The 18235-nt window shown below is 73.7% G+C and carries 22 protein-coding genes and 1 other RNA gene; 5 read left to right on the forward strand and 18 right to left on the reverse strand.

Annotated features, from left to right (window positions below; all coding sequences use genetic code 11):
* Positions 1-12: 12 nt before the first annotated feature.
* The 3 genes from L7N97_RS08865 to ffs all read right to left on the reverse strand — a co-directional run bounded on the left by L7N97_RS08865 (position 13) and on the right by ffs (position 2364).
* Entirely contained in the window at positions 13-336 is a 324-nt protein-coding gene (locus tag L7N97_RS08865) for a YbaB/EbfC family nucleoid-associated protein (RefSeq protein WP_237477949.1), read from the reverse strand.
* Positions 337-349: 13 nt separating this feature from the next.
* Entirely contained in the window at positions 350-2191 is a 1842-nt protein-coding gene (locus L7N97_RS08870) for a DNA polymerase III subunit gamma/tau (protein WP_428981053.1), read from the reverse strand.
* Between the two features lie 75 nt (positions 2192-2266).
* Positions 2267-2364, reverse strand: an RNA gene (ffs, locus tag L7N97_RS08875) — signal recognition particle sRNA small type.
* A gap of 148 nt (positions 2365-2512) precedes the next feature.
* Between ffs and L7N97_RS08880 the strand changes: the two genes are divergently transcribed.
* Positions 2513-3259 carry an SDR family oxidoreductase gene (locus tag L7N97_RS08880; RefSeq protein ID WP_237477951.1) on the forward strand — a complete coding sequence of 249 codons (747 nt, stop codon included), beginning with the start codon at positions 2513-2515 and terminating at the stop codon, positions 3257-3259.
* Between the two features lie 20 nt (positions 3260-3279).
* Positions 3280-4281 (forward strand): WD40 repeat domain-containing protein, encoded by a 1002-nt coding sequence (locus L7N97_RS08885; protein ID WP_237477952.1) that lies wholly within the window; start codon positions 3280-3282, stop codon positions 4279-4281.
* 49 nt (positions 4282-4330) lie between these two features.
* On the opposite strand, the gene L7N97_RS08890 is transcribed toward L7N97_RS08885, so the two are convergent.
* A complete protein-coding gene (locus tag L7N97_RS08890; protein WP_237477953.1) occupies positions 4331-4603 on the reverse strand; it encodes a hypothetical protein in 273 nt (90 codons plus the stop codon).
* Here L7N97_RS08890 and L7N97_RS08895 point away from each other — a divergent pair.
* Both L7N97_RS08895 and L7N97_RS08900 read left to right on the forward strand, forming a co-directional pair.
* Positions 4602-4877 carry a hypothetical protein gene (locus L7N97_RS08895; protein ID WP_237477954.1) on the forward strand — a complete coding sequence of 92 codons (276 nt, stop codon included), beginning with the start codon at positions 4602-4604 and terminating at the stop codon, positions 4875-4877. The genes L7N97_RS08890 and L7N97_RS08895 overlap by 2 nt on opposite strands.
* Positions 4878-5141: 264 nt before the next feature.
* A complete protein-coding gene (locus tag L7N97_RS08900; protein ID WP_237477955.1) occupies positions 5142-5879 on the forward strand; it encodes an aspartate/glutamate racemase family protein in 738 nt (245 codons plus the stop codon).
* Positions 5880-6075: 196 nt separating this feature from the next.
* Here L7N97_RS08900 and L7N97_RS08905 read toward each other — a convergent pair whose 3' ends face one another.
* Positions 6076-6783, reverse strand: coding sequence for a 4'-phosphopantetheinyl transferase family protein (locus L7N97_RS08905; protein ID WP_237477956.1), 708 nt, complete (start codon positions 6781-6783; stop codon positions 6076-6078).
* Positions 6780-7667, reverse strand: coding sequence for a tRNA glutamyl-Q(34) synthetase GluQRS (gluQRS, locus tag L7N97_RS08910; RefSeq protein ID WP_237477957.1), 888 nt, complete (start codon positions 7665-7667; stop codon positions 6780-6782). The genes L7N97_RS08905 and gluQRS overlap by 4 nt, the downstream gene beginning before the upstream one ends.
* Between gluQRS and L7N97_RS08915 the strand changes: the two genes are divergently transcribed.
* Positions 7633-8439 carry a DNA-3-methyladenine glycosylase family protein gene (locus L7N97_RS08915; RefSeq protein ID WP_237477958.1) on the forward strand — a complete coding sequence of 269 codons (807 nt, stop codon included), beginning with the start codon at positions 7633-7635 and terminating at the stop codon, positions 8437-8439. The genes gluQRS and L7N97_RS08915 overlap by 35 nt on opposite strands.
* A gap of 19 nt (positions 8440-8458) precedes the next feature.
* Here the strand turns inward: L7N97_RS08915 and L7N97_RS08920 are convergent, their stop codons facing one another.
* The 12 genes from L7N97_RS08920 to L7N97_RS08975 form a co-directional block, all read right to left on the reverse strand.
* On the reverse strand, positions 8459-9454 hold the full coding sequence (locus L7N97_RS08920; RefSeq protein ID WP_237477959.1) for a trypsin-like serine peptidase: 996 nt from the start codon (positions 9452-9454) through the stop codon (positions 8459-8461).
* Between the two features lie 91 nt (positions 9455-9545).
* The gene (locus L7N97_RS08925) at positions 9546-10130 is read right to left on the reverse strand and encodes a DNA-3-methyladenine glycosylase I (protein ID WP_237477960.1); all 585 of its coding nucleotides are present in this window, start codon (positions 10128-10130) and stop codon (positions 9546-9548) included.
* Positions 10127-10732, reverse strand: coding sequence for a nucleotidyltransferase family protein (locus L7N97_RS08930; protein WP_237477961.1), 606 nt, complete (start codon positions 10730-10732; stop codon positions 10127-10129). Before L7N97_RS08930 ends, L7N97_RS08925 begins: the two co-directional genes overlap by 4 nt.
* Positions 10729-11772, reverse strand: a complete 1044-nt coding sequence (locus L7N97_RS08935; protein ID WP_237477962.1) for a molybdopterin-binding protein — start codon at positions 11770-11772, stop codon at positions 10729-10731. Before L7N97_RS08935 ends, L7N97_RS08930 begins: the two co-directional genes overlap by 4 nt.
* On the reverse strand, positions 11769-12494 hold the full coding sequence (locus L7N97_RS08940; protein ID WP_237477963.1) for an XdhC family protein: 726 nt from the start codon (positions 12492-12494) through the stop codon (positions 11769-11771). Before L7N97_RS08940 ends, L7N97_RS08935 begins: the two co-directional genes overlap by 4 nt.
* Entirely contained in the window at positions 12494-12817 is a 324-nt protein-coding gene (locus tag L7N97_RS08945) for an XdhC family protein (RefSeq protein WP_237477964.1), read from the reverse strand. The genes L7N97_RS08940 and L7N97_RS08945 overlap by 1 nt, the downstream gene beginning before the upstream one ends.
* Positions 12818-12898: 81 nt before the next feature.
* Positions 12899-13465 carry a hypothetical protein gene (locus tag L7N97_RS08950; protein WP_237477965.1) on the reverse strand — a complete coding sequence of 189 codons (567 nt, stop codon included), beginning with the start codon at positions 13463-13465 and terminating at the stop codon, positions 12899-12901.
* A 287-nt stretch (positions 13466-13752) separates the two neighbouring features.
* Positions 13753-14460 carry an MgtC/SapB family protein gene (locus L7N97_RS08955; RefSeq protein ID WP_237477966.1) on the reverse strand — a complete coding sequence of 236 codons (708 nt, stop codon included), beginning with the start codon at positions 14458-14460 and terminating at the stop codon, positions 13753-13755.
* A 505-nt stretch (positions 14461-14965) separates the two neighbouring features.
* Positions 14966-15412, reverse strand: a complete 447-nt coding sequence (locus L7N97_RS08960; protein WP_237477967.1) for an SRPBCC family protein — start codon at positions 15410-15412, stop codon at positions 14966-14968.
* 64 nt (positions 15413-15476) lie between these two features.
* On the reverse strand, positions 15477-16124 hold the full coding sequence (locus L7N97_RS08965) for a glutathione S-transferase family protein (RefSeq protein ID WP_237477968.1): 648 nt from the start codon (positions 16122-16124) through the stop codon (positions 15477-15479).
* Positions 16125-16146: 22 nt separating this feature from the next.
* Positions 16147-17577, reverse strand: coding sequence for a homospermidine synthase (locus tag L7N97_RS08970; RefSeq protein ID WP_237477969.1), 1431 nt, complete (start codon positions 17575-17577; stop codon positions 16147-16149).
* Between the two features lie 93 nt (positions 17578-17670).
* Positions 17671-18162, reverse strand: coding sequence for a DUF2059 domain-containing protein (locus tag L7N97_RS08975; protein WP_237477970.1), 492 nt, complete (start codon positions 18160-18162; stop codon positions 17671-17673).
* Between the last annotated feature and the right edge of the window lie 73 nt (positions 18163-18235).

Consider the following 18235-nt stretch of genomic DNA (forward strand, 5'->3'; position numbering starts at 1 on the left):
TCTCGTAGGGGCCTAGAACGGCAGCTTGAAGCCGGGCGGCAGCGGCAGGCCGGCGGTGGCGCCCTTCATCTTCTCCTCGGCGGCGCGGTCCGCCTTGGTGCGCGCGTCGGCGTGGGCCGCGACGAGGAGGTCCTCGAGTATCTCCTTCTCGTCCGCCTTGAGGAGAGAGTCGTCGATCGCCACGCCCTTCAGCGCGCCCTTGCCGGTGAGCGTCACCCGCACGAGGCCGCCGCCCGCGGCGCCCTCCACCTCCATCGCCTCCAGCTCCTTCTGGATGTCGGCGATGCGTCCCTGCATCTCCTGCGCCTTCTTCATCAGGCCCATGATGTCGGCCATCTGTCGTCCCTCCTCAAAGGTCGTCGTCGGTGTACTCGTCTTCGGCATAGCCGATATCGGCGTCGGGCTCATCCAGCGCCGCGACCGCGACCGGCGCGGGCGCCGGCGGCTCGATCAGCGAGCGCACGGCCACGATCTCGGCGCCCGGAAAGGTGTCGAGCAGCAGCCGCACGGTGGGGTCGGCGGCGACGTCGTCCTTCTCGCTGCGCGCCTTGGCGTCGGCCTCCTCCCGGATCGTGGGGGCGCCGCCGCCCGACACCACCGACACCATCCAGCGCACGCCGGTCCATTCGGCGAGGCGGCGGGACAGGTTGGCGGCGGTGTCGCGCGAGCCTTCGGGCGCGAGCTCGAACTCGATGTGGCCGTCCTCGAAGCGCACGAGGCGCACGTCGCGCTCCAGCGCGAGCTTGAGCTGGATGTCGCGCCGCGCCTGGGCCAGGGCCACGACGTCCGTGAAGGCATCGAGCCGCAAGGAGGATTGCGGCGCGGCCGCGGTCCGGGCCGAGGCCATCGGCGCGCCCTGCACGGCCGGCGCGTGGCGCAGGGGCGAGCCCACCGCAATGGCCGCGGCCGAGCCGCCGCCGCCCAGGGCCGGCAGGCGCGCCCCTCCCCCGCCGCCGGGGGGCGGCAGGAGCGGCGCGCCGTCGCCGGCCGGCATGGACACCAGCCGTTTGATCACCTCGTCGGGGGTCGGCAGGTCGGCCGCGCAGGCGAGGCGCACCAGCACCATGTCGGCGGCCTGGATGGGCCGCGGCGCGTCCTTGACGTCGGCGAGGCCCTTGACGAGGAGCTGCCACGTGCGGGTGAGCACCGGCAGCGACAGCGCTTGCGCGAAGGCGCCGCCGCGCACCCGCTCCTGCTCGGTCAGGGCCGGGTCCTTGGCGGCGTCCGGCACGAGCTTGAGGCGCGTCACGAGGTGCACGAAGTCGGCGAGGTCGGACACGACGTGGCCGGGGTCGGCGCCGCTGTCGTGGAGGTGCTTCAGGCCCGTCATGGCCTCGGGCAGGCGCCCGCCCATCACGGCCTCGAACAGGTCGATGATGCGCGCCCGGTCGGCGAGGCCCAGCATGGCCCGCACGCCGTCGGCCCCGACGTGGGGACGGCCCGTCGTGGCGTGGGCGGCGCCGTGCGCGATGGCCTGGTCGAGCAGCGACAGCGCGTCGCGCACCGAGCCCTCGGCCGCGCGGGCGATGACCACCAGCGCCTCGTCGTCGATCTCGACGCCCTCGCGGGTGCAGATGGACCTGAGGTGCGCCATCATCACGTCGGCCTCGACGCGGCGTAGGTCGAAGCGCTGGCAGCGCGAGCGCACCGTCACCGGAACCTTGTCGACCTCGGTGGTGGCGAACAGGAACTTGACGTGGTCCGGCGGCTCTTCGAGCGTCTTCAGGAGGCCGTTGAAGGCCGCCTTGGACAGCATGTGGACCTCGTCGATGATGTAGACCTTGGTCCGCGCCATCACGGGGCGGTAGCGCGAGCCCTCGATCAGCTCGCGCACGTCGTCGATGCCGGTGTGCGACGCGGCGTCCATCTCCACCACGTCGACGTGGCGCGACTCGATGATGGCCTGGCAGTGTGTGCCGAGGCCGGGCATGCGGATCGTCGGCGCGTCGATGAGGGGGGCGCCGTCGCCGGCGGCGCGGTGGTAGTTCAGCGCCCGGGCCATGATGCGCGCCGTCGTGGTCTTGCCGACGCCTCGCACGCCGGACAAGAGGTAGGCCTGGTGGATGCGGCTGAGGTCGAAGGCGTTCGACAGGGTGCGGACCAGCGCTTCCTGGCCGATCAGGTCGTCGAAATGGGTCGGGCGGTACTTGCGGGCGAGGACGCGGTAGTTGTTGTCGAGCGACAAGCGGATCCCCTTCGCAGGAGCGAACGACCTGATTTCCGATATGGGGACGGGGCCGGCCGAAGCGAAGCCTCAAGGTCGGCGAGGTAGGAGATTGGACGAAAACCCGCTCGGTCCCGTTAGGGCTGCTTCCTTCCGGATCTGACCCGGTTGGCGGGTGAAACGCCCTTCGCCAACCTCCCGGCGCCTATGTGGCAGGGATCGCGGGCGGGCGCAAGGGTGGGAGGAATCGGCACCCTTCTCCCCTCGCGGGAGAAGGGCGCCCGCCGTTTGACAACCGCGCCACCCCCTCCTACGCCCGTCCGCACAACTGGCTCGGGGGAGGCCGCGATGGCGGGACGTTTGGCGGGCAAGATCGCCGTGGTGACGGCCGCCGGCCAGGGCATCGGGCGCGCCACGGCGGAGGCCTTCCTGGCCGAGGGCGCCCGCGTGGTCGCGACCGACCTCGACCCCGCCAAGCTCGCCGGGCTCGACGGCGCCGACCGCCGCGACCTCGACGTCCGCCGCACCGAGGCCGTGAAGGCGCTGGCGCGCGACCTCGGGCCGATCGACGTCCTGTTCAACGCCGCGGGCTTCGTCCACCACGGCAGCGTGCTCGACTGTTCCGAGGCCGACTGGGACTTCTCCTTCGACCTCAACGTGAAGTCCATGCACCGCACGGTGCGGGCCTTCCTGCCCGGCATGCTGGAGCGTGGGCTCGGCTCGATCGTCAACGTGGCGTCGGGCGCGTCCTCCGTGCGCGGCATCCCCAACCGCTACGTCTACGGGGCCACGAAGGCGGCGGTGGTGGGCCTGTCGAAGGCGGTGGCGGCCGACTTTATCAAGCGCGGCATCCGCTGCAACGCCATCTGCCCCGGCACGATCGAGAGCCCGTCGCTCGACGACCGCATCGACGCGCTGGCGGCCTCGACGGGGCAGACGCGCGAGGCAGTCCACCAGGCCTTCGTCGACCGCCAGCCGATGGGCCGGCTCGGCACGGCGCATGAAGTCGCCATGCTGGCCGTCTATCTCGCGTCGGACGAGTCGCGCTACACGACGGGCACCATCCACCTCGTCGACGGCGGCTTCTCGCTCTGACGCCCGTTCCGGAACCTTCGATGCCGCCCGCCCCCACCGACAGCCTGTCCGCCAACGTCGCCCCGCTTCCCGCCGGCGCCCACGTCACCGCCGCCTGCTTCCTCGGCGACGTGCCGGCGCTGGCGCTGGGCGACGGCACGGTGCTGCTCGGCGCGGAGGGGGACAGGCGCGTCGCCGCCCACCCGGATGGCGCCGTGCTCTGCGCCGCCGCCGACCGCGACCGCATCGTGACGGGGGGCGACGACGGGCGCGTCGTGTCGACCCGCGCCGACGGGACCGCGGAGGAGCTCGCCGCCGGCAAGGGCTGGGTCGACGCGGTGGCCCTGCATCCGGCCGGCGCCGTGGCCTGGGCGGCGGGCCGCGCGGTGCGGGCCCGCTCGGCCAAGGGCGAGGTCAAGGGCGTCGAGGCCACGTCCTCGGTGCGCGGCCTCGCCTTCGCGCCGAAGGGCTACCGCCTCGCCTTCAGCCACTACAACGGCGCGTCCCTCTGGTTCCCCAACACGGCCGAGGCCCCGCAGACCCTGGAATGGAAGGGCTCGCACCTCGACGTGGTGTGGTCGCCGGACGGGCGCTTCGTGGTCACGACCATGCAGGAGAACGCCATGCACGGCTGGCGCGTCTCCGATTCCAAGCACATGCGCATGTCGGGCTATCCGGCCAAGCCCCGCTCGCTGTCGTGGTCGTCGGACGGGAACTGGCTCGCCACCTCGGGCGCGGAGGCCTGCGTGGTGTGGCCCTTCGAGGGCAAGGACGGGCCCATGGGCAAGCCCCCGCGCGAATGCGGGGTGCGCCCGGTGCGGGTGTCGCAGGTGGCGTTCCACCCGCGCGCGGGCGTGCTGGCGCTCGGCTACGACGACGGCTTCGTGCTGATGGTGCGGATGAAGGACAATTCCGAGATCCTGATCCGCCGCGAGGACGAGGGCGGCGGCGCCGTCTCGGCCCTCAGCTGGAACGCCGCGGGCACCAGGCTCCTCTTCGGCACCCGCAACGGCGCGGCGGGGCTGCTCACCCTGCCGACGTGAGAAAGCCGGGCGCGAGCCCGGCTTCCGAGGACACCCGGCCGAGGGCGGATCACATCGCCCGATGCATGGCGCGGTGGTGCATCGTGTGGTGCATCATCGTGTGATGCATCATGCCACGGTGCATGGTGTGGTGGCGCATAAGGCTGCGCTGCATCATGCCGTTGGTGAAGTGCGCGCGGCGATAGGCATAGCTGTGCTTGTTCATCATGCGCGAGCGATGCATCATCGGGCGGTACATCATCGCGCGATGCTTCATCATCATGCCGCGGTGATGCATCATCATCGAACGGTGCTTCATCATCATGCCGCGGTGGCCCATCATGCGGGACCGCTTCATCATCGCGGCGTGGCGGCGCATCATCATCCCGTGGTGCCGGGCCATGGTGCGATGGTGCATCATCGGCTTATGCATCATGGCGCTGCGGCGCATCATGGGCTTCTTCGCCATCGGCTTGGCCATCATCGGCTTCGGAGCCATGGGCTTTTGCATCGTGGCGGCGGGGCCGGTCGGCGACGGGGCGGTCGCGGCCGGGCCGGTGGGCGAGGGCGCGGCGGCCGGAGCCGCGGGGGCCGGAGCAGCGGGAGCCGCCGTCTGAGCCACGGCGCCCGTGGTGCCCAGGGCCAGCAGGATACAGCCGGCGATCATCTTCCTCATGGTCGTTTCCCTCTCGTCGACAATCGTGTCGTTCCGGCCGCCCGTCCCCCGACCACCGGAGGACGACGTGCGGCCGCATGGAGCCCTCGGCGCCCTGAACCGGCTCTGAACCCGTCCAGCCCACCGCTTGCGGCGACGTGCGGGCTGAGCCACACGTGCCACACCCGGGCCACAAACGCCCTGCCGCCGATCGGGGTCCATCGCCATGCGCATCAAGGTCATCAACCCCAACAGCACGGAAACCATGACGGCGGGGATCGCCGCGGCGGCGCGGGCGGCGGCCTCGCCGGGCACGGTGATCGTGGCCGCCACATCGCCCTCCGGCCCGGCCTCGATCGAGGGCCACTACGACGAGGCGGTGAGCGTGATCGGCCTCCTGGAGGAGATCCGCGCGGGCGAGCTCCAAGGCTGCGACGGCTACGTGGTGGCCTGCTTCGGCGACCCCGGTCTCCTCGCCGCCCGCGAGGCCGCGCGCGGCCCCGTGCTCGGCATCGCCGAAGCCGCCATGCACGCGGCGAGCTTCCTGTCCACGGGCTTCAGCATCGTCACCACGCTCGGCCGCACCCGGATCATCGCCGAGCACCTCCTGCGCGCCTACGGCATGGACGGCCACTGCCGGCGCGTGCGGGCCACGGAACTCGCCGTGCTGGAGCTCGACGACCCGGCGTCGGACGCGCGGGGCCGCATCCTCGACGAGTGCCGCCGCGCGCTCGACGAGGACGGCTCGGGCGCCATCGTGCTCGGCTGCGCCGGCATGGCGGATCTCGCCGCCGACCTGCAGCGCGAGCTCGGCGTGCCGGTGATCGACGGCGTCGGCATCGCGGTGCGCTTCGTCGAGGCGCTGGTGGGCCTCGGCCTGTCCACGAGCAAGCGCGGCGACCTGGCGGCGCCGATACCGAAGCCCTTCGCGGGCGCGATGAGCGGGATGGCGTGGCGGGGGTGACCCTTCTCCTCGATCATCTGGGGTGATCGGCTCGGAACAGATCTGCGCGGTAGCGCCCCGCCGCCGCCTCCACCAGCCTTCGGCTGGTTCCCCTCCTCCGCCTGCGGAGGAGGGGGACCGCGCGAAGCGCGGTGGAGGAGGCCGACCGGGTGCGACCGAGCGGATGTCGCAAAAGTCATCGGAATGTGCCTCGACGTCAGTCGAGTCCCGCGCTCGCCGACCACGCCACGCAGGCGGCATGGCCCGGGATGCCGCGCAGCCATCGGGCCTCGAAGCGCCGTAGCTCCCCCGCCAGAACCGTGACGCCGCCGACGCGCGGAGGCCTGCCCTCGTCCGACAGCACCGAAAATCCATCGAGGCCCGCCGCGATGCCGCGCCCGTCGGCCTTGAGCAGCGCCTCCTTGGCGGTCCAGACGGCGAGGAACAGCGCGGCCCGCTCCGGCTCCGGCGCGCTCCCGATGCGGCGGGCGTCCTCCGCGCCCAGCACGGTGCGGGCCAGCGGCCGCCAGTCCCACTCCGGCCTGATGGGCTCGACGTCGACGCCGACGCGCCGGAGCCGCGACCAGGCCACGAGGGCGTGGTCGCCGCCGTGCGCGACGTTGAAGTCGAGCGGCGGCGTCCCCGCGACGTCGAGCGCGGGGCGGCCCCGCTCGGTCCGGACGAAGCGGAGCACCGCCGGCGCCACGCCGAGCTCGGCGCCGAGTTCCCGCCGCAGCACCGAGCGCGTCGCCCCGGAGCGCACGGCGTCGGCGCGGCGGTGGAAGCGCGCCGCGGCGTCCCGCTCGTCGTCGGACAGGACGTCGAACAGCGGGTCGGACGGCGGGGCGTCGAAGTCGAGGTCGACCCTCACCACACGCAGGTCGTCCGGGAGCCCCGGCTCGCGGTGGGGGGCGGAGCGGATCACACCGGCAGGCCCACGCGCCGCCGGACGTCGGCGGGGGACAGACCCTCCGCCCTGAGGTCGCGCAGCGAGGGCGCGCCCCGGCTCTTCGACAGCTTGTCGCCCCCGGCGTCGAGGACCAGGCGGTGGTGGTGGTAGCGCGGCGCGGGAAGGCCGAGCAGGCGCTGCAGCAGCCTGTGCAGCGACGTCGCGTGGAACAGGTCAAGCCCGCGCACCACGTCGGTGACGCCCTGCGCGGCGTCGTCGACCACGACGGACAGGTGGTAGCTCGTCGGCGTCTCGCGCCGGGCCAGGAGGGCGTCGCCCCACGCGGCCGGGTCGGCGGAGACGTCGCGCGAAGGCTGGTCCTCCCCTCCCCCCGCCCCGCATTCGCGCCAGCGGAGCGGCGCCGGGTCCTCGGCGAGCGCCCGCGCCACGTCGAGGCGCAGCGCCGCCGGCCACCCCTCGGCGAGGCGCCGCGCCCGCTCGGCCGCCGGCAGGTGGCGGCAGGTGCCGGGGTAGACCGGCGCGCCGTCGGGGTCGACGGGCCGGGGCGCCCCTTCGGCCGCAGCCTTGGCGGCGCTGGCCGCCAGCACGGCGCCGCGCGTGCAGAAGCAGGGGTAGACGAGGCCGCGCGCTGCGAGCCGGTCGAGCGCCGCGCGGTAGAGCGGGAAATGGTCGGACTGGCGCCGCGGCGGCTCGGGCCAGACCACGCCGAGCCAGCCGAGGTCGTCCACGATGGCGGCCGCATAGGCTTCCCGGCAGCGCTCGCGGTCGATATCCTCCAGCCGCAGCAGGACCGTGCCGCCGGCCGCGGCCGCGGCGTCGCGGTTGATGAGCGCCGACAAGGCGTGGCCGAGGTGGAGCAGGCCGTTGGGCGAGGGCGCGAAGCGGAACACGCGGGGCATCTCGCGCCCGCCGTCAGGATCCGTCACGCCCGCCACCCTTCCGTCGCCGTGCCGGCCCGCCGCAGCGCGGGTCCCCGGTCGCGGGGGAAACACGCCGGACGGCGCCGGGGTTTCGCCGATCGACACCGAGGCGGACCTCGACCGCGCCATCGCGGCCCTCGGCGAGCGGGACCCGGCGCTGGTCGCGCGGCTCATCGCCGTCGGGGGGCGGCCGCCGCTGCGCCGCCGGGCGCCGGGCTTCGAGGGGCTCTGCGCCCTGGTGGTGTCGCAGCAGGTGTCCACCGCCAGCGCGGCGGCGATCTTCGGGCGGCTGCGCGCGGCGCTCGCCCCGCTCGACGCTTCCGCGCTGGCGGCGGCCGACGACGGCACGCTGCGGGCCGCAGGCCTGTCGGCCGGCAAGGTGCTGACGCTGCGCGCCGCGGCCGCGGCGGTGCTGGACGGGCGCCTCCATCTCGACGGCCTGTCGGCGCTGCCCGCCGAGGCCGCTGCCGCGCGGCTCACCGCGCTGCGCGGCGTCGGGCCCTGGACGGCGCAGCTCTACCTCCTGTCCTGCCTCGGCCACGCCGACGCCTGGCCGCCGGGCGACATCGCGCTCGAGGAGGCGGCGCGGCTGGCGATGGGGCTCGACGCGCGGCCGGACGCCGCCGCGCTGGCCCGCATCGCGGACCGGTGGCGGCCCTACCGCGCCGTCGCGGCGCGGCTGCTGTGGAGCTACTACCGCGCCGTCAAGGCGCGGAGCGGGCTCGGGATCGGGCTCGGGGACGAGCGGTAGGCGGGGCCGGGCGCGGCGGTCAGGCGTCGCCCGTGATCCTGCCGTGGCCGTGGTGCCCGTGATGCGGCCTCGCGAGCCCGGCCAGGCCGCCGCCCGCCGTCGGCCCCGCCGGGAACGCCTCGCCGCCGGCGGGCATCTGCAGGGCGTTCACGAGGTCGAGGAAGCCGCCCGGCACGGCGGGGTGGCCGGTGTGGTGCCCGGCCGGGAGGTGGGCCGCGGCGAGGCCGGCGGAGGTCGGCGCGAGCGCGGCGGCCAGGACGGACGAGGCCGACGGCGCCATCACGGCCGCCGCGTCGACGGTGTCGCCCACCGTGCCGTCGATCTGCGGCACCAGCCCCTTCGGCGCGTCCTGGCCACCGGCGTAGAGGGACTGGTCGGAGGCGATCCAGTGGCGGATCAGGGCGACCTTGGCCCTGTTGAGCTTCATCGCGTCGTCGCCCGTCGACACGGTGCCGACCACGGCGTTCAGCACGGCTCCGTTCCGCTCCACCGTGTCGTAGAGCGGGCCGCCGCTGTAGCCGGGCGACAGCGGGAGCGCCGCTGTGCCGATGAGGGACAGCGAGCCGTCCTGGCCCACGACGCCGCCGGCCCCGCTCAAGTGCCCGTCGTTGGACGCCGGGTAGCCCTTCACCACGACGTCGCCGGAGGTGAAGCCCGGATCGAGCGCGAAGGACCCGTAGGCGGACAGGTCGGCCGAGGTGTCGATGATCGCGAAATCGGACTGCGACGCTTCGCGGGACAGTTCCCCCCCGCCGTCCTGCACCTTGATCGTGTGGATGGATTGGAGGCCGCCGAGGGCGCCGACGGGGTTGTAGGTCGTCGTGTCCGGCGTGAAGCCCGGGTAGAGGCTGATGGCGTCGGCGGTGGCGCCCGTGTCGGCGTCGTAGACGAGATGGGCGGCCGTCAGGATGGTGTGCGGGCCGATGATGACGCCCGTGCCCTGGAACTCGCCCTCGCCCGGCATGTCGTCGAGGATGTAGACGACCGCGCTGTCGGGGAAATTCGTGTTCGACATGCCCGCTCCTTCGCGCGGGGACCGCTTTCCCCGCGCCGCCGGCGAACACCAAACCACGGAACGGGCTCGGGCGGAAAGGGCCCGCGGCGCCTCAGGGCGGCGGTTCGCCGCCCAGCTCGCCGTGGCGGAAGCAGGTGACGAGGTGGTCGTTGACGAGGCCCACGGCCTCCATCCAGGCGTAGACGATCACCGGCCCGACGAACTTGAAGCCCCGCGCCTTCAGGGCCTTCGACAGGGCACGCGACTCCGCCGTCTCGGTCGGCACCTCGCCGGCCCGCCACGCGTTCTGCCGCACGGCGCCGCCCACCGCCTCCCAGCAGAAGCGCGAGAAGTCCTCGCCGCGGTCGCGCATGGCGAGGTAGGCGCGGGCGTTGCCGACCGTGGCCTCGATCTTGGCGCGCGAGCGGACGATGCCGGGATCGCCGAGCAGCGCCGCCACGTCGCCCTCCCCGAAGCGCGCGACGCGCTCCGGGTCGAAGTCCCGGAAGGCGCGGCGGAAAGCCTCGCGCTTGCGCAGGATGGTGATCCAGCTGAGGCCGGCCTGGAAGCCGTCGAGCATCAGCTTCTCCCACAGCGCGCGGCCGTCGAGCTCCGGCACGCCCCATTCCGCGTCGTGGTAGGCGCGGTAGAGCGGGTCGTGGCCGGGCCAGGCGCAGCGCGGGCGGTCGTCGGTCACGTCCCGCGCCCCGCGATGGCCAGCAGCGACGCCGGGTCGTCGACGTCGAGCAGCACGCCGTCGTCGTCGATTCCCACCTCGACCACCCGCGCGCGGCCGAGCAGCCGCCGGGCGCCCTCGTCGCCGGTGAGCGCCAGGGCGGGGGCGAAGAGCGCGCGGCCGAGCAGCGCCGGGTTGCCGCGGCGGCCCCCGTGCACCGGCACGGCGGCCTCGGCGTCGCGGCCGGCCTCGAAACTCCCGATCAGCCGGTCGAGCAGCGGCGCCGTCACGTCCGGCATGTCGCCGAGCAGCACCAGCGCGCCCGCGGCGTCGGCCGGCAGCGCCGCGAGGCCGGCGCGCAGCGAGGAGGCGAGGCCGGTCCCATAGTCGGCGTTGTGGACGAAGCCCACGGCGCAGCCGTCGAGCGCCGCGCGGACCTCGGCCGCGGCGTGGCCCGTGACGACCACGACGGGACGAGCCCGGCTGGCGAGCGCCGCCTCGGCGACGCGGCGCACCAGCGGCACGCCGCCGTGCCGTGCGACCAGCTTTGTCGCCACCGTCGGGTCGGCGGCGCGGTAGCGGCTGGCCGTGCCGGCGGCGAGGATCACGGCCGCGGCCTTCACGGCCCGTCCTCCGCCGGCCCGCCCCTCGGCGCGCCGTCGCGCGGCTGCGGGCGCGACACGATCTCCATCAACAGGCCGCCGGCGCCGAGGCGGCGGATGTCCGCCCCCGTCACCGGCACGTCGGCGAGCAGGCGCTGCAGCACCCAGTCGAAGCCGTTCTCCTTGGGGCTGCGGGCGCAGCCCGGCGCGCCCAGCACCGGCACGTCGCCGATGCGGCCCATCATCAGGAGGTTGCCGGGGTCGACCGGCATGCCGAGGTGGTCGACGATGCCGCCCGCGCGCTCCACCCCGGCCGGGATCACGTCGCGCCGGTCCGCGATGGCGGAGGCGCCGTAGACGATCAGGAGGTCGTGGTCCGGCGCCATGCGCTGGAGCGCGCCGGCCACCGCCGCGGCCTCGTGCGGCACGCGCTCCTCCGCGGCGACCGAGGAGCCCGTGGGCTGGAGCCGGTCCTCCAGCACGCGCAGCGTCTTGGCGACCACGGAGGGCTTCAGCCCCGGCAGCAGCGTCGAAACCACGCCGACGCGCCGGGCCCGGTAGGGGGCCACCCGCAGCGCCGGCGCCCCGACCGCGTCGACCGCGCGGCCGAGCACGTCGCCCTCGACCGCGAAGGGGATGACCTTGACGGTGCCGACCATCTCGTTCTCGGCGACGGCGCGGAACGGCGGCAGGGTCGCCAGCGTCAGCCGCTCGTCCACGGCGTTGACGCGCTCGACCGCCTCGGCGTCCACCAGCAGCATGCCGGCCGCGGCGGCGAACAGGTTGGCGCGGCCCGTGAAGGCGCGCTCGATCCACAGGCCCGGCCCGGCCACGGCCTCGGCGAGGCGGCGCGCGGCGGCGTTCTCGCCCACGTCGCCGGGTTCGAGCCGCGCCACCACGACCGCGCGCACGCCGGCCCGCGCCAGGGCGGCGGCCTGCGCGGCCGACACGGTGTCGCCCTTCCTGACCACGACGGCCTCGCCGCCCTCGGCCTGCGCCTGGACGCCGTGGGCCGCGACCGCGCCCGCGGCCTCGGCGACCGGGACGGGGCCGAACCTCACGGGGCCGCGGCCGGTGCCGCGGCGCCGGCCTTCTCGGCGCGGGTGGGCTTGCGGCGCAGCGCGCCCACGACCTCGCCCAGGACCGAGACGGCGATCTCGGCCGGCGACACCGCCCCGATGTCGAGGCCGATCGGCGCGCGGATGCGGGCGACGGTCTCTTCATCGTGGCCGGCCGCGAGGAGCCGGGCCACCCGCGCGGCATGGGTCTTCCGCGAGCCCAGCGCGCCGACGTAGAAGCATCCCGCCCGCAGCGCCGCGTCGAGCCCGGGGTCGTCGATCTTGGGGTCGTGGGTCAGGGCCGCGACCGCGGTGAAGCGGTCGAGCCCGAGGCGCGTGAGCGCGGCGTCTGGCCATTCGGCCAGCAGGGCGACGTCGGGGAAGCGCTCGGGCGTGGCGAAGGCGGTGCGGGGGTCGACGATCGTCACGTCGAGGCCGGCGAGCTTCGCCATGGGGGCCAATGCCTGGCTGACGTGCACGGCGCCGATCACCACGAGCCGCACGGGCGGCACAGCCACGGACAGGAAGGCCGGGCCGGCCTCCGCCGCGACGGTTCCGCTCCGGCCGGAGCGCAGCGCGTCCGCGATCGGCTCGGCCAGGGGGTCGGAGGCGATGTCGCCGGCGCGCACGAGGCGCTGCGCGCCCGTGGCGAGGTCGGTCACCACCACGGCGGCGCGGCGCGCCGCGCGCTCGGCATTGAGGTCCGAGAGGAGATCGAGACGCATCAGTCGACCCGCTCGACGTAGACCCGGATCCTGCCGCCGCACGACAGGCCGACGCGCCACGCCGTCTCGTCGGCGACGCCGAACTCCAGCGTGCGCGGGGCGCCGTCCGCGATGACGTCCAGGGCCTCCGTCACGACCTCGCCCTCGACGCAGCCGCCCGACACGGAGCCGAGGAAGTTGCCGTCCCGGTCCACGACGAGGTGGCTGCCGACGGGGCGGGGCGCCGAGCCCCAGGTCTCGACCACGGTGGCGAGCGCCACGCCGCGGCCCGCGCGCCGCCAGGACTCGGCGCTCGCCAGGATGTCGTCGTCGGTGGCCAGCATGGAAGTGCCTTTCGGAGGGGACGCTTGCCGTCCTCAGATCGGAGCCGGCGCGGGCATCGTCAACGAGGGCCGCGCTCTCCCTCAGGAACGGCGGCGGTGCTCGACCTCGATGCGGCTGCCCGCGACCCGGTAGACGATGCTGTCGCCGACGTTGACGAGGCCGATCTCGTGGTCGCGGTCGGGCAGCACCGCGGTGGCGCGGTCGCCGTTGAACACGATGAGCTGGTTGTTGCGCGGGGCGCCGAGCGCCGCCCAGCGCTTCATCTGCGCGTAATAGGGCGCGCGCCGCCAGGAGCCAGGCGCGCCGACGTCGGGCGCCACGACGAGGCGGCGCCCCTCCATCTCGGTGTACATGACGAACTTGGCGCGGTCCGGCCGCCATTCGGGCCCGAGCGCGCCGTTGCGCATCCAGTGGCAGAAGAACAGGCGGCAGGTCTGCGGCCGCTCCGCGTGGATGCCGCAGCCGCGCGCCTGCACGACGTGGCGGCACCACTGGCCCGGCCCCTTGTCGACCTCGGGGATCGCGAAGGCCTTGCAGCAGACCGTGCAGGTCTCGCAGGAGCGGCCCGGCACGAGGCCGGGCGCCGCGGGGGCGAGCGGGGCGGCGGGACGGGGCTGGAAATCCGGTGACGTCTGGGGCGTGAACATGGATCGCGGCCGGGATGCGAGCGGGTTTCAGCCCCGCGCCACCCCTCATAGAGGAAGCGGGGCGTCGCGCCACCCCCGTCCGCGATCCCCGGCCTCGGGGTGGATCGTGCCAGCGGCGTCGACGCCTGCGCCGCTGGCACGATCCACCCGAGGCCGGCGCCTGAAGCGCGACGTCGGGACGGTGTCGCCCGTCGCTCCGGAAACGCCCCGGGGATGCGGACCCGCCACGACGGTCCGGTCGTGGCCGGACGCGGTCCGGCGAGGACTCGCCCCCCGCTCGGGTGGCCTCAGCTGCTGGCCTCCTCCATCTGGAGATCGACCGACAGGATGCCCTCGAGAGCGGTCGCGCCGCGCAGCAGCTCGGTCGGCGGCTCCGCGTCCGCGGCACCCTCCCAGCTCAGCTTGTAGGCCGAGGTCAGTCTGGAGGTCTCGGCGTCGAAGCCCTGCCGGAGCAGCTGGGCTCTGCACCGCGTCCCGCCGAGGACGTCGCGCCAGGCGCCGGGCAGGTCGCGGCCGGCCGTGACGAGCGTGAGCGTGCCGTCGTGCTGCTGCGTCAGGCGGACCTCGACGAACTTGAGGCCGTAGAGCGAGCCGAAGCACAGGGCGGTCGCCGTCAGCCCGAGCGCGTATTCGCCGGTGCCGAACACGATGCCGATCACCGTCACGGCCCAGAGCGTCGCCGCCGTGGTGAGTCCCTTGACGAGCTTGCCGCGCTTGAGGATCGCCCCGGCGCCGAGGAAGCCCACGCCCGTGAGGATGCCGAGCGGCAGGCGCATGACGTCCATGGTGGAGAAGTCGCCCTCGACCTTGCCGTGCGTCGACAGGAGCACGCCGGACAGGGCGGTGGCGAGCGACGCCGCCAGGGCCACCAGCATGGTGGTGCGCAGGCCGGCGGAATGGCCGTTGGCGCCGCGCTCGCGGCCGATCAGGGCCGCGGCGGCCAGCGAGAGGGCGAGGCGGAGCAGAAGGTCCGGGAGTGAGGGGTCGATCGTCATCGAAACGTCATGATGGGGGCGGGTGGAACCTGGAATGGTTCCAACCTTGTAGGGCGGGACCGGCGGAATGTCGCGGTCGCGTCAGATTAATTCGCCGTCATGCGGCCCACAGAGGGCAATCGATCCGGCGTGGGATGAAGACTGCCCCCGCACGAACGTTTACATCAGACAATACGTCCGTCATTCTGCCAGTTCGATCGCTGATCCATTGGGAATCTGCGACCAGATCTTCTTCGAAGCCGCTTCAGACATGCTGCCGTTGCGATATCGCGCCCGCCATCTCCGGTGAGGAGGGCGGATGAATCGGCGCCGGCTCCGCCCCGCGGTGCGGGACGACCACGCCGAAGAGGCTCATGCGAGGCGCAGCCTGTCGGACTGCGCTGATCCGGCCGCGGCGGGAGGTCGGCCCGGATGCTGTTCGAGCTTGGCGTGGCCGGGGCCGCTTCCCCACTCGGCTCGCCGACGAGCCGATCACGGACGGACGCCCGCGCCTCCATTCCACCGGCTACCGGAGGCATTCGCGCGTGAAGCCGGCGAAGAATCGGTCGGCCGCCCGCTGGGCGACGCCGTCCATGACGCGGGCGCCCATGCGGGCGAGCCGGCCGCCGAGGTCGAGCTCCACCGCGTAGGCGAGCAGCGTGCCGCCCGGCAGGTCGGTCAGCACCACGTCAGCGTGGCCCCCGGCGTGGCCGGCGAAGCCGCCCTCGCCCTGCGCGTTGATGCGGTAGGACAGCAGCGGCACGACGTCGGTCAGCACGATCCGGCCGCGGAACGCGATCGCCAGCGGGCCGATCTTCGCCCGCACCAGGAAGGCGAAGCTGTCGTCGCCCGTCTGCTCCATCGACTCGATCAGGCCGACGCAGTTCTTCAAGGTGACCGGATCGTTCAGCTTGGCCCAGACCGTAGGCCGGTCCACCGGCAGAGCGACCTCGCCCGTCATCGTCATCGCCATGGCGCCGTCCCGCGCGATCCCCGCCGACCGCGCGCCCTTCTAGCACGGACGGAGGGGCGACGCCTCAGGCCGGGGACGCCCCGCCCCGCTTCGCCGCCTGCGCGGCGGCGAGCGCGGCATCCCCCTCCCGCACCTTGCGGCTCGCCGGGCGGGACGCCACGCGCTCGACGTAGGCGGCGACGACGGGGGTCGCCTCGACGATGCCGAACATCGTCATCCAGCCGAGCGCGCCGCCCCACAGCACGTCGAGCACCGTGAAGCGCTCGCCCAGCATCCAGGGGCCGCGGGCGAGCTGGTCCGTCACCGCCTTCACCACCGTGCCGTAGTCGCCGTAGGGCGACATGGCGGCCGGGCCCGGCTCCCGCTTCATGAAGCGGTCGACGCAGGCCGGCTCGAAGGAGGAGCCGTAGAAGCTCATCCAGCGCAGGTAGGGGCCGCGCAGCGGATCGCCGACCGCGGGCGCCAAGCCCCGCTCCGGGAAGCGGTCGGCGAGGAACAGGAACACCGCGACCTGCTCGGTGACGAGCGCGTCGCCGTCGAGCAGCGCCGGGACCTTGCCGAGCGGGTTCACGGCCAGGAAGTCCGGCGCGCGGTTCTCGCCGGCCTTCAGGTCGAGCACCACAACGTCGACGTCCGCCGCGAGTTCCTCCACCAGCACCAGGGCGCCGGAGGAGCGGGTCTGCGGCGCGTGGTAGAGGGTGACGCGGCTCATGGGGCGGCCCTTCAAATGGTCGTCAGCGCACGATGACGTTGGTGAACTGCCACGGGTCGTCGCGGTCCACCTCCTCGGGGAACAGCACGCCGCGCCCGTCCGCCGGCGTCCAGTCCGTGTAGGCGCCGACCACGGGGCCGAGATAGGGCGTCTGCACCTCGAGGCAGCGGCGGAAGTCCATCTCGTCGGCCTCGACGATGCCGGCCTCGGGGTTCTCGATCGCCCAGACGACGCCGGCCAGCACCGCGGAGGTGACCTGCAGGCCCGTGGCGTTCTGGTAGGGGGCGATGCGGCGCGTTTCCTCGATTGAGAGCTGCGAGCCGTACCAGTAGGCGTTCTTGCCGTGGCCGTAGAGCAGCACGCCGAGTTCGTCGATGCCGTCGACGATCTCGTCCTCGTTCAGGATGTGGATGTGCTCCTGGCGCTGCCACGCGTCGCCGGCCATCTCGTGCAGCGACAGCACGGCGTCGTCGGCCGGGTGGTAGGCGTAGTGGCAGGTCGGGCGGTAGACGGCCTTCCCGCCTTCCGTCACGGTCAAATAGTCGGCGATCGAGATCGACTCGTTGTGGGTCACCAGGAAGGCGTGCTGCGGGCCGGCGGTGGGCGTCCAGGAGCGCACGCGGGTGCCGGCGCCGGGTCGCATGAGGTAGATGGCGCAGCCGGGCCCGAAGTCGTGGTGGCGGCCCTCCTCGGGCAGCTTCTTCTCGTGCGTGCCCCAGCCGAGCTCGGCCGGCTGCAGCCCTTCCGACACGAAGCCCTCGACCGACCAGGTGTTGACGAAGGTGCCCATGGCCTTGGGCGTCTTGGCGCGCTGGGTGTCGCGCTCGGCGATGTGGATGCCCTTGACGCCGAGGCTCTGCGCGAGCCGGCCCCAGCCCTCGCGGGTGGTGGGCTCGGGCGCGTCGTGCCCGGTGTCCTTCGCGACGTTCAGCAGGGCCTGCTTGACGAACCACGACACCATGCCGGGATTGGCGCCGCAGGTCGAGACCGCGGTGGGGCCGCCCGGGCGGCGGCGGCGCAGGTCCATCAGCGTTTCGCGCAGCGCGTAGTTGGAGCGCTGCGACACGGACAGGCTCGTGTCCGTGTAGAAGCCCGGCCAGGGCTCGACCACCGTGTCGACGTAGAGCGCGCCGATGTCCTTGCAGAGGTCGATCAGGTCGACCGAGGAAGTGTCGACCGACAGGTTGACGACGAGGCCGCGCTCGCCGTTCGCGGTCAGCAGCGGGGTCAGCACGTCGCGGTAGTTGTCGCGGGTGATGGCGAGGTGCTCGAAGCGGATCCCGCGCTCGTCGAGGAGGCGCCGGTCGGCGTCGTCGGGGGCGATGACGGTGAACTTGGCGCGGTCGTGGGCGATATGGCGCTCCAGCAGGGGCAACGTGCCCCGGCCGATCGAGCCGAAGCCGATCATCACGATGGGCCCGTCGAAACGGGCGTGGACCGGGTGATCGGCCATGGAAACTCCTCGGGTGCGCTGCGGTATCGCCGCCGCCATAGACCGAAGGGGGCCGTCACGGTCAAGCCGTGCGGACCGTCACATGGCGCGCCCTCAGAGCTTGGGCGTGGGGACCTCCGCGGCCTTCTCCTTCTGGTAGTCGGCGATGACCTGCTGGGCGACCATCTGGCCCCACTGCTGGCCGACCTTCGCCATCGCCTGGGTGATCTCCGGCTGCTTGTCGATCAGGTGCTGCCCCGCGGGCGACCGGTCGAAGGCCAGCACGGCCTGGAGGTCCTCCTCGGAGAACTCGCGGGCGTAGACCTCCGCGGCGAGGTCGGCGAAGCTCGACAACTGATCGTCGAGCTTCTGGCCCGAGCGCTGGAGGATGGTGTCGATGTCCTTCGTGTGGGTCGGGTCCATCTTCACCAGCATGTCGCGCATCTGGCCCATGAAGGTCGGCATCAGCTTGCGCGTGTTGTCGACCGTGTGGGTGACGACCACGATCTCGCGCGCGAGCTTCAGGCGCGACGCGTCGTCGGCGCGGGCGGCACCGGACGAGCCGGCCAGCAGGAGGCCGAGGACGAGGGCGGATCGTGTCAGCATGGCGGGCCTCCCCGCGTCCCTCGACGGCGCTCGCCGAAACGGGACTCACGGTTGAAGGAGGCTACGCCCGGCG

The sequence above is a fragment of the Lichenibacterium dinghuense genome, assembly GCF_021730615.1.
Lineage (GTDB): Bacteria > Pseudomonadota > Alphaproteobacteria > Rhizobiales > Beijerinckiaceae > Lichenihabitans > Lichenihabitans dinghuensis.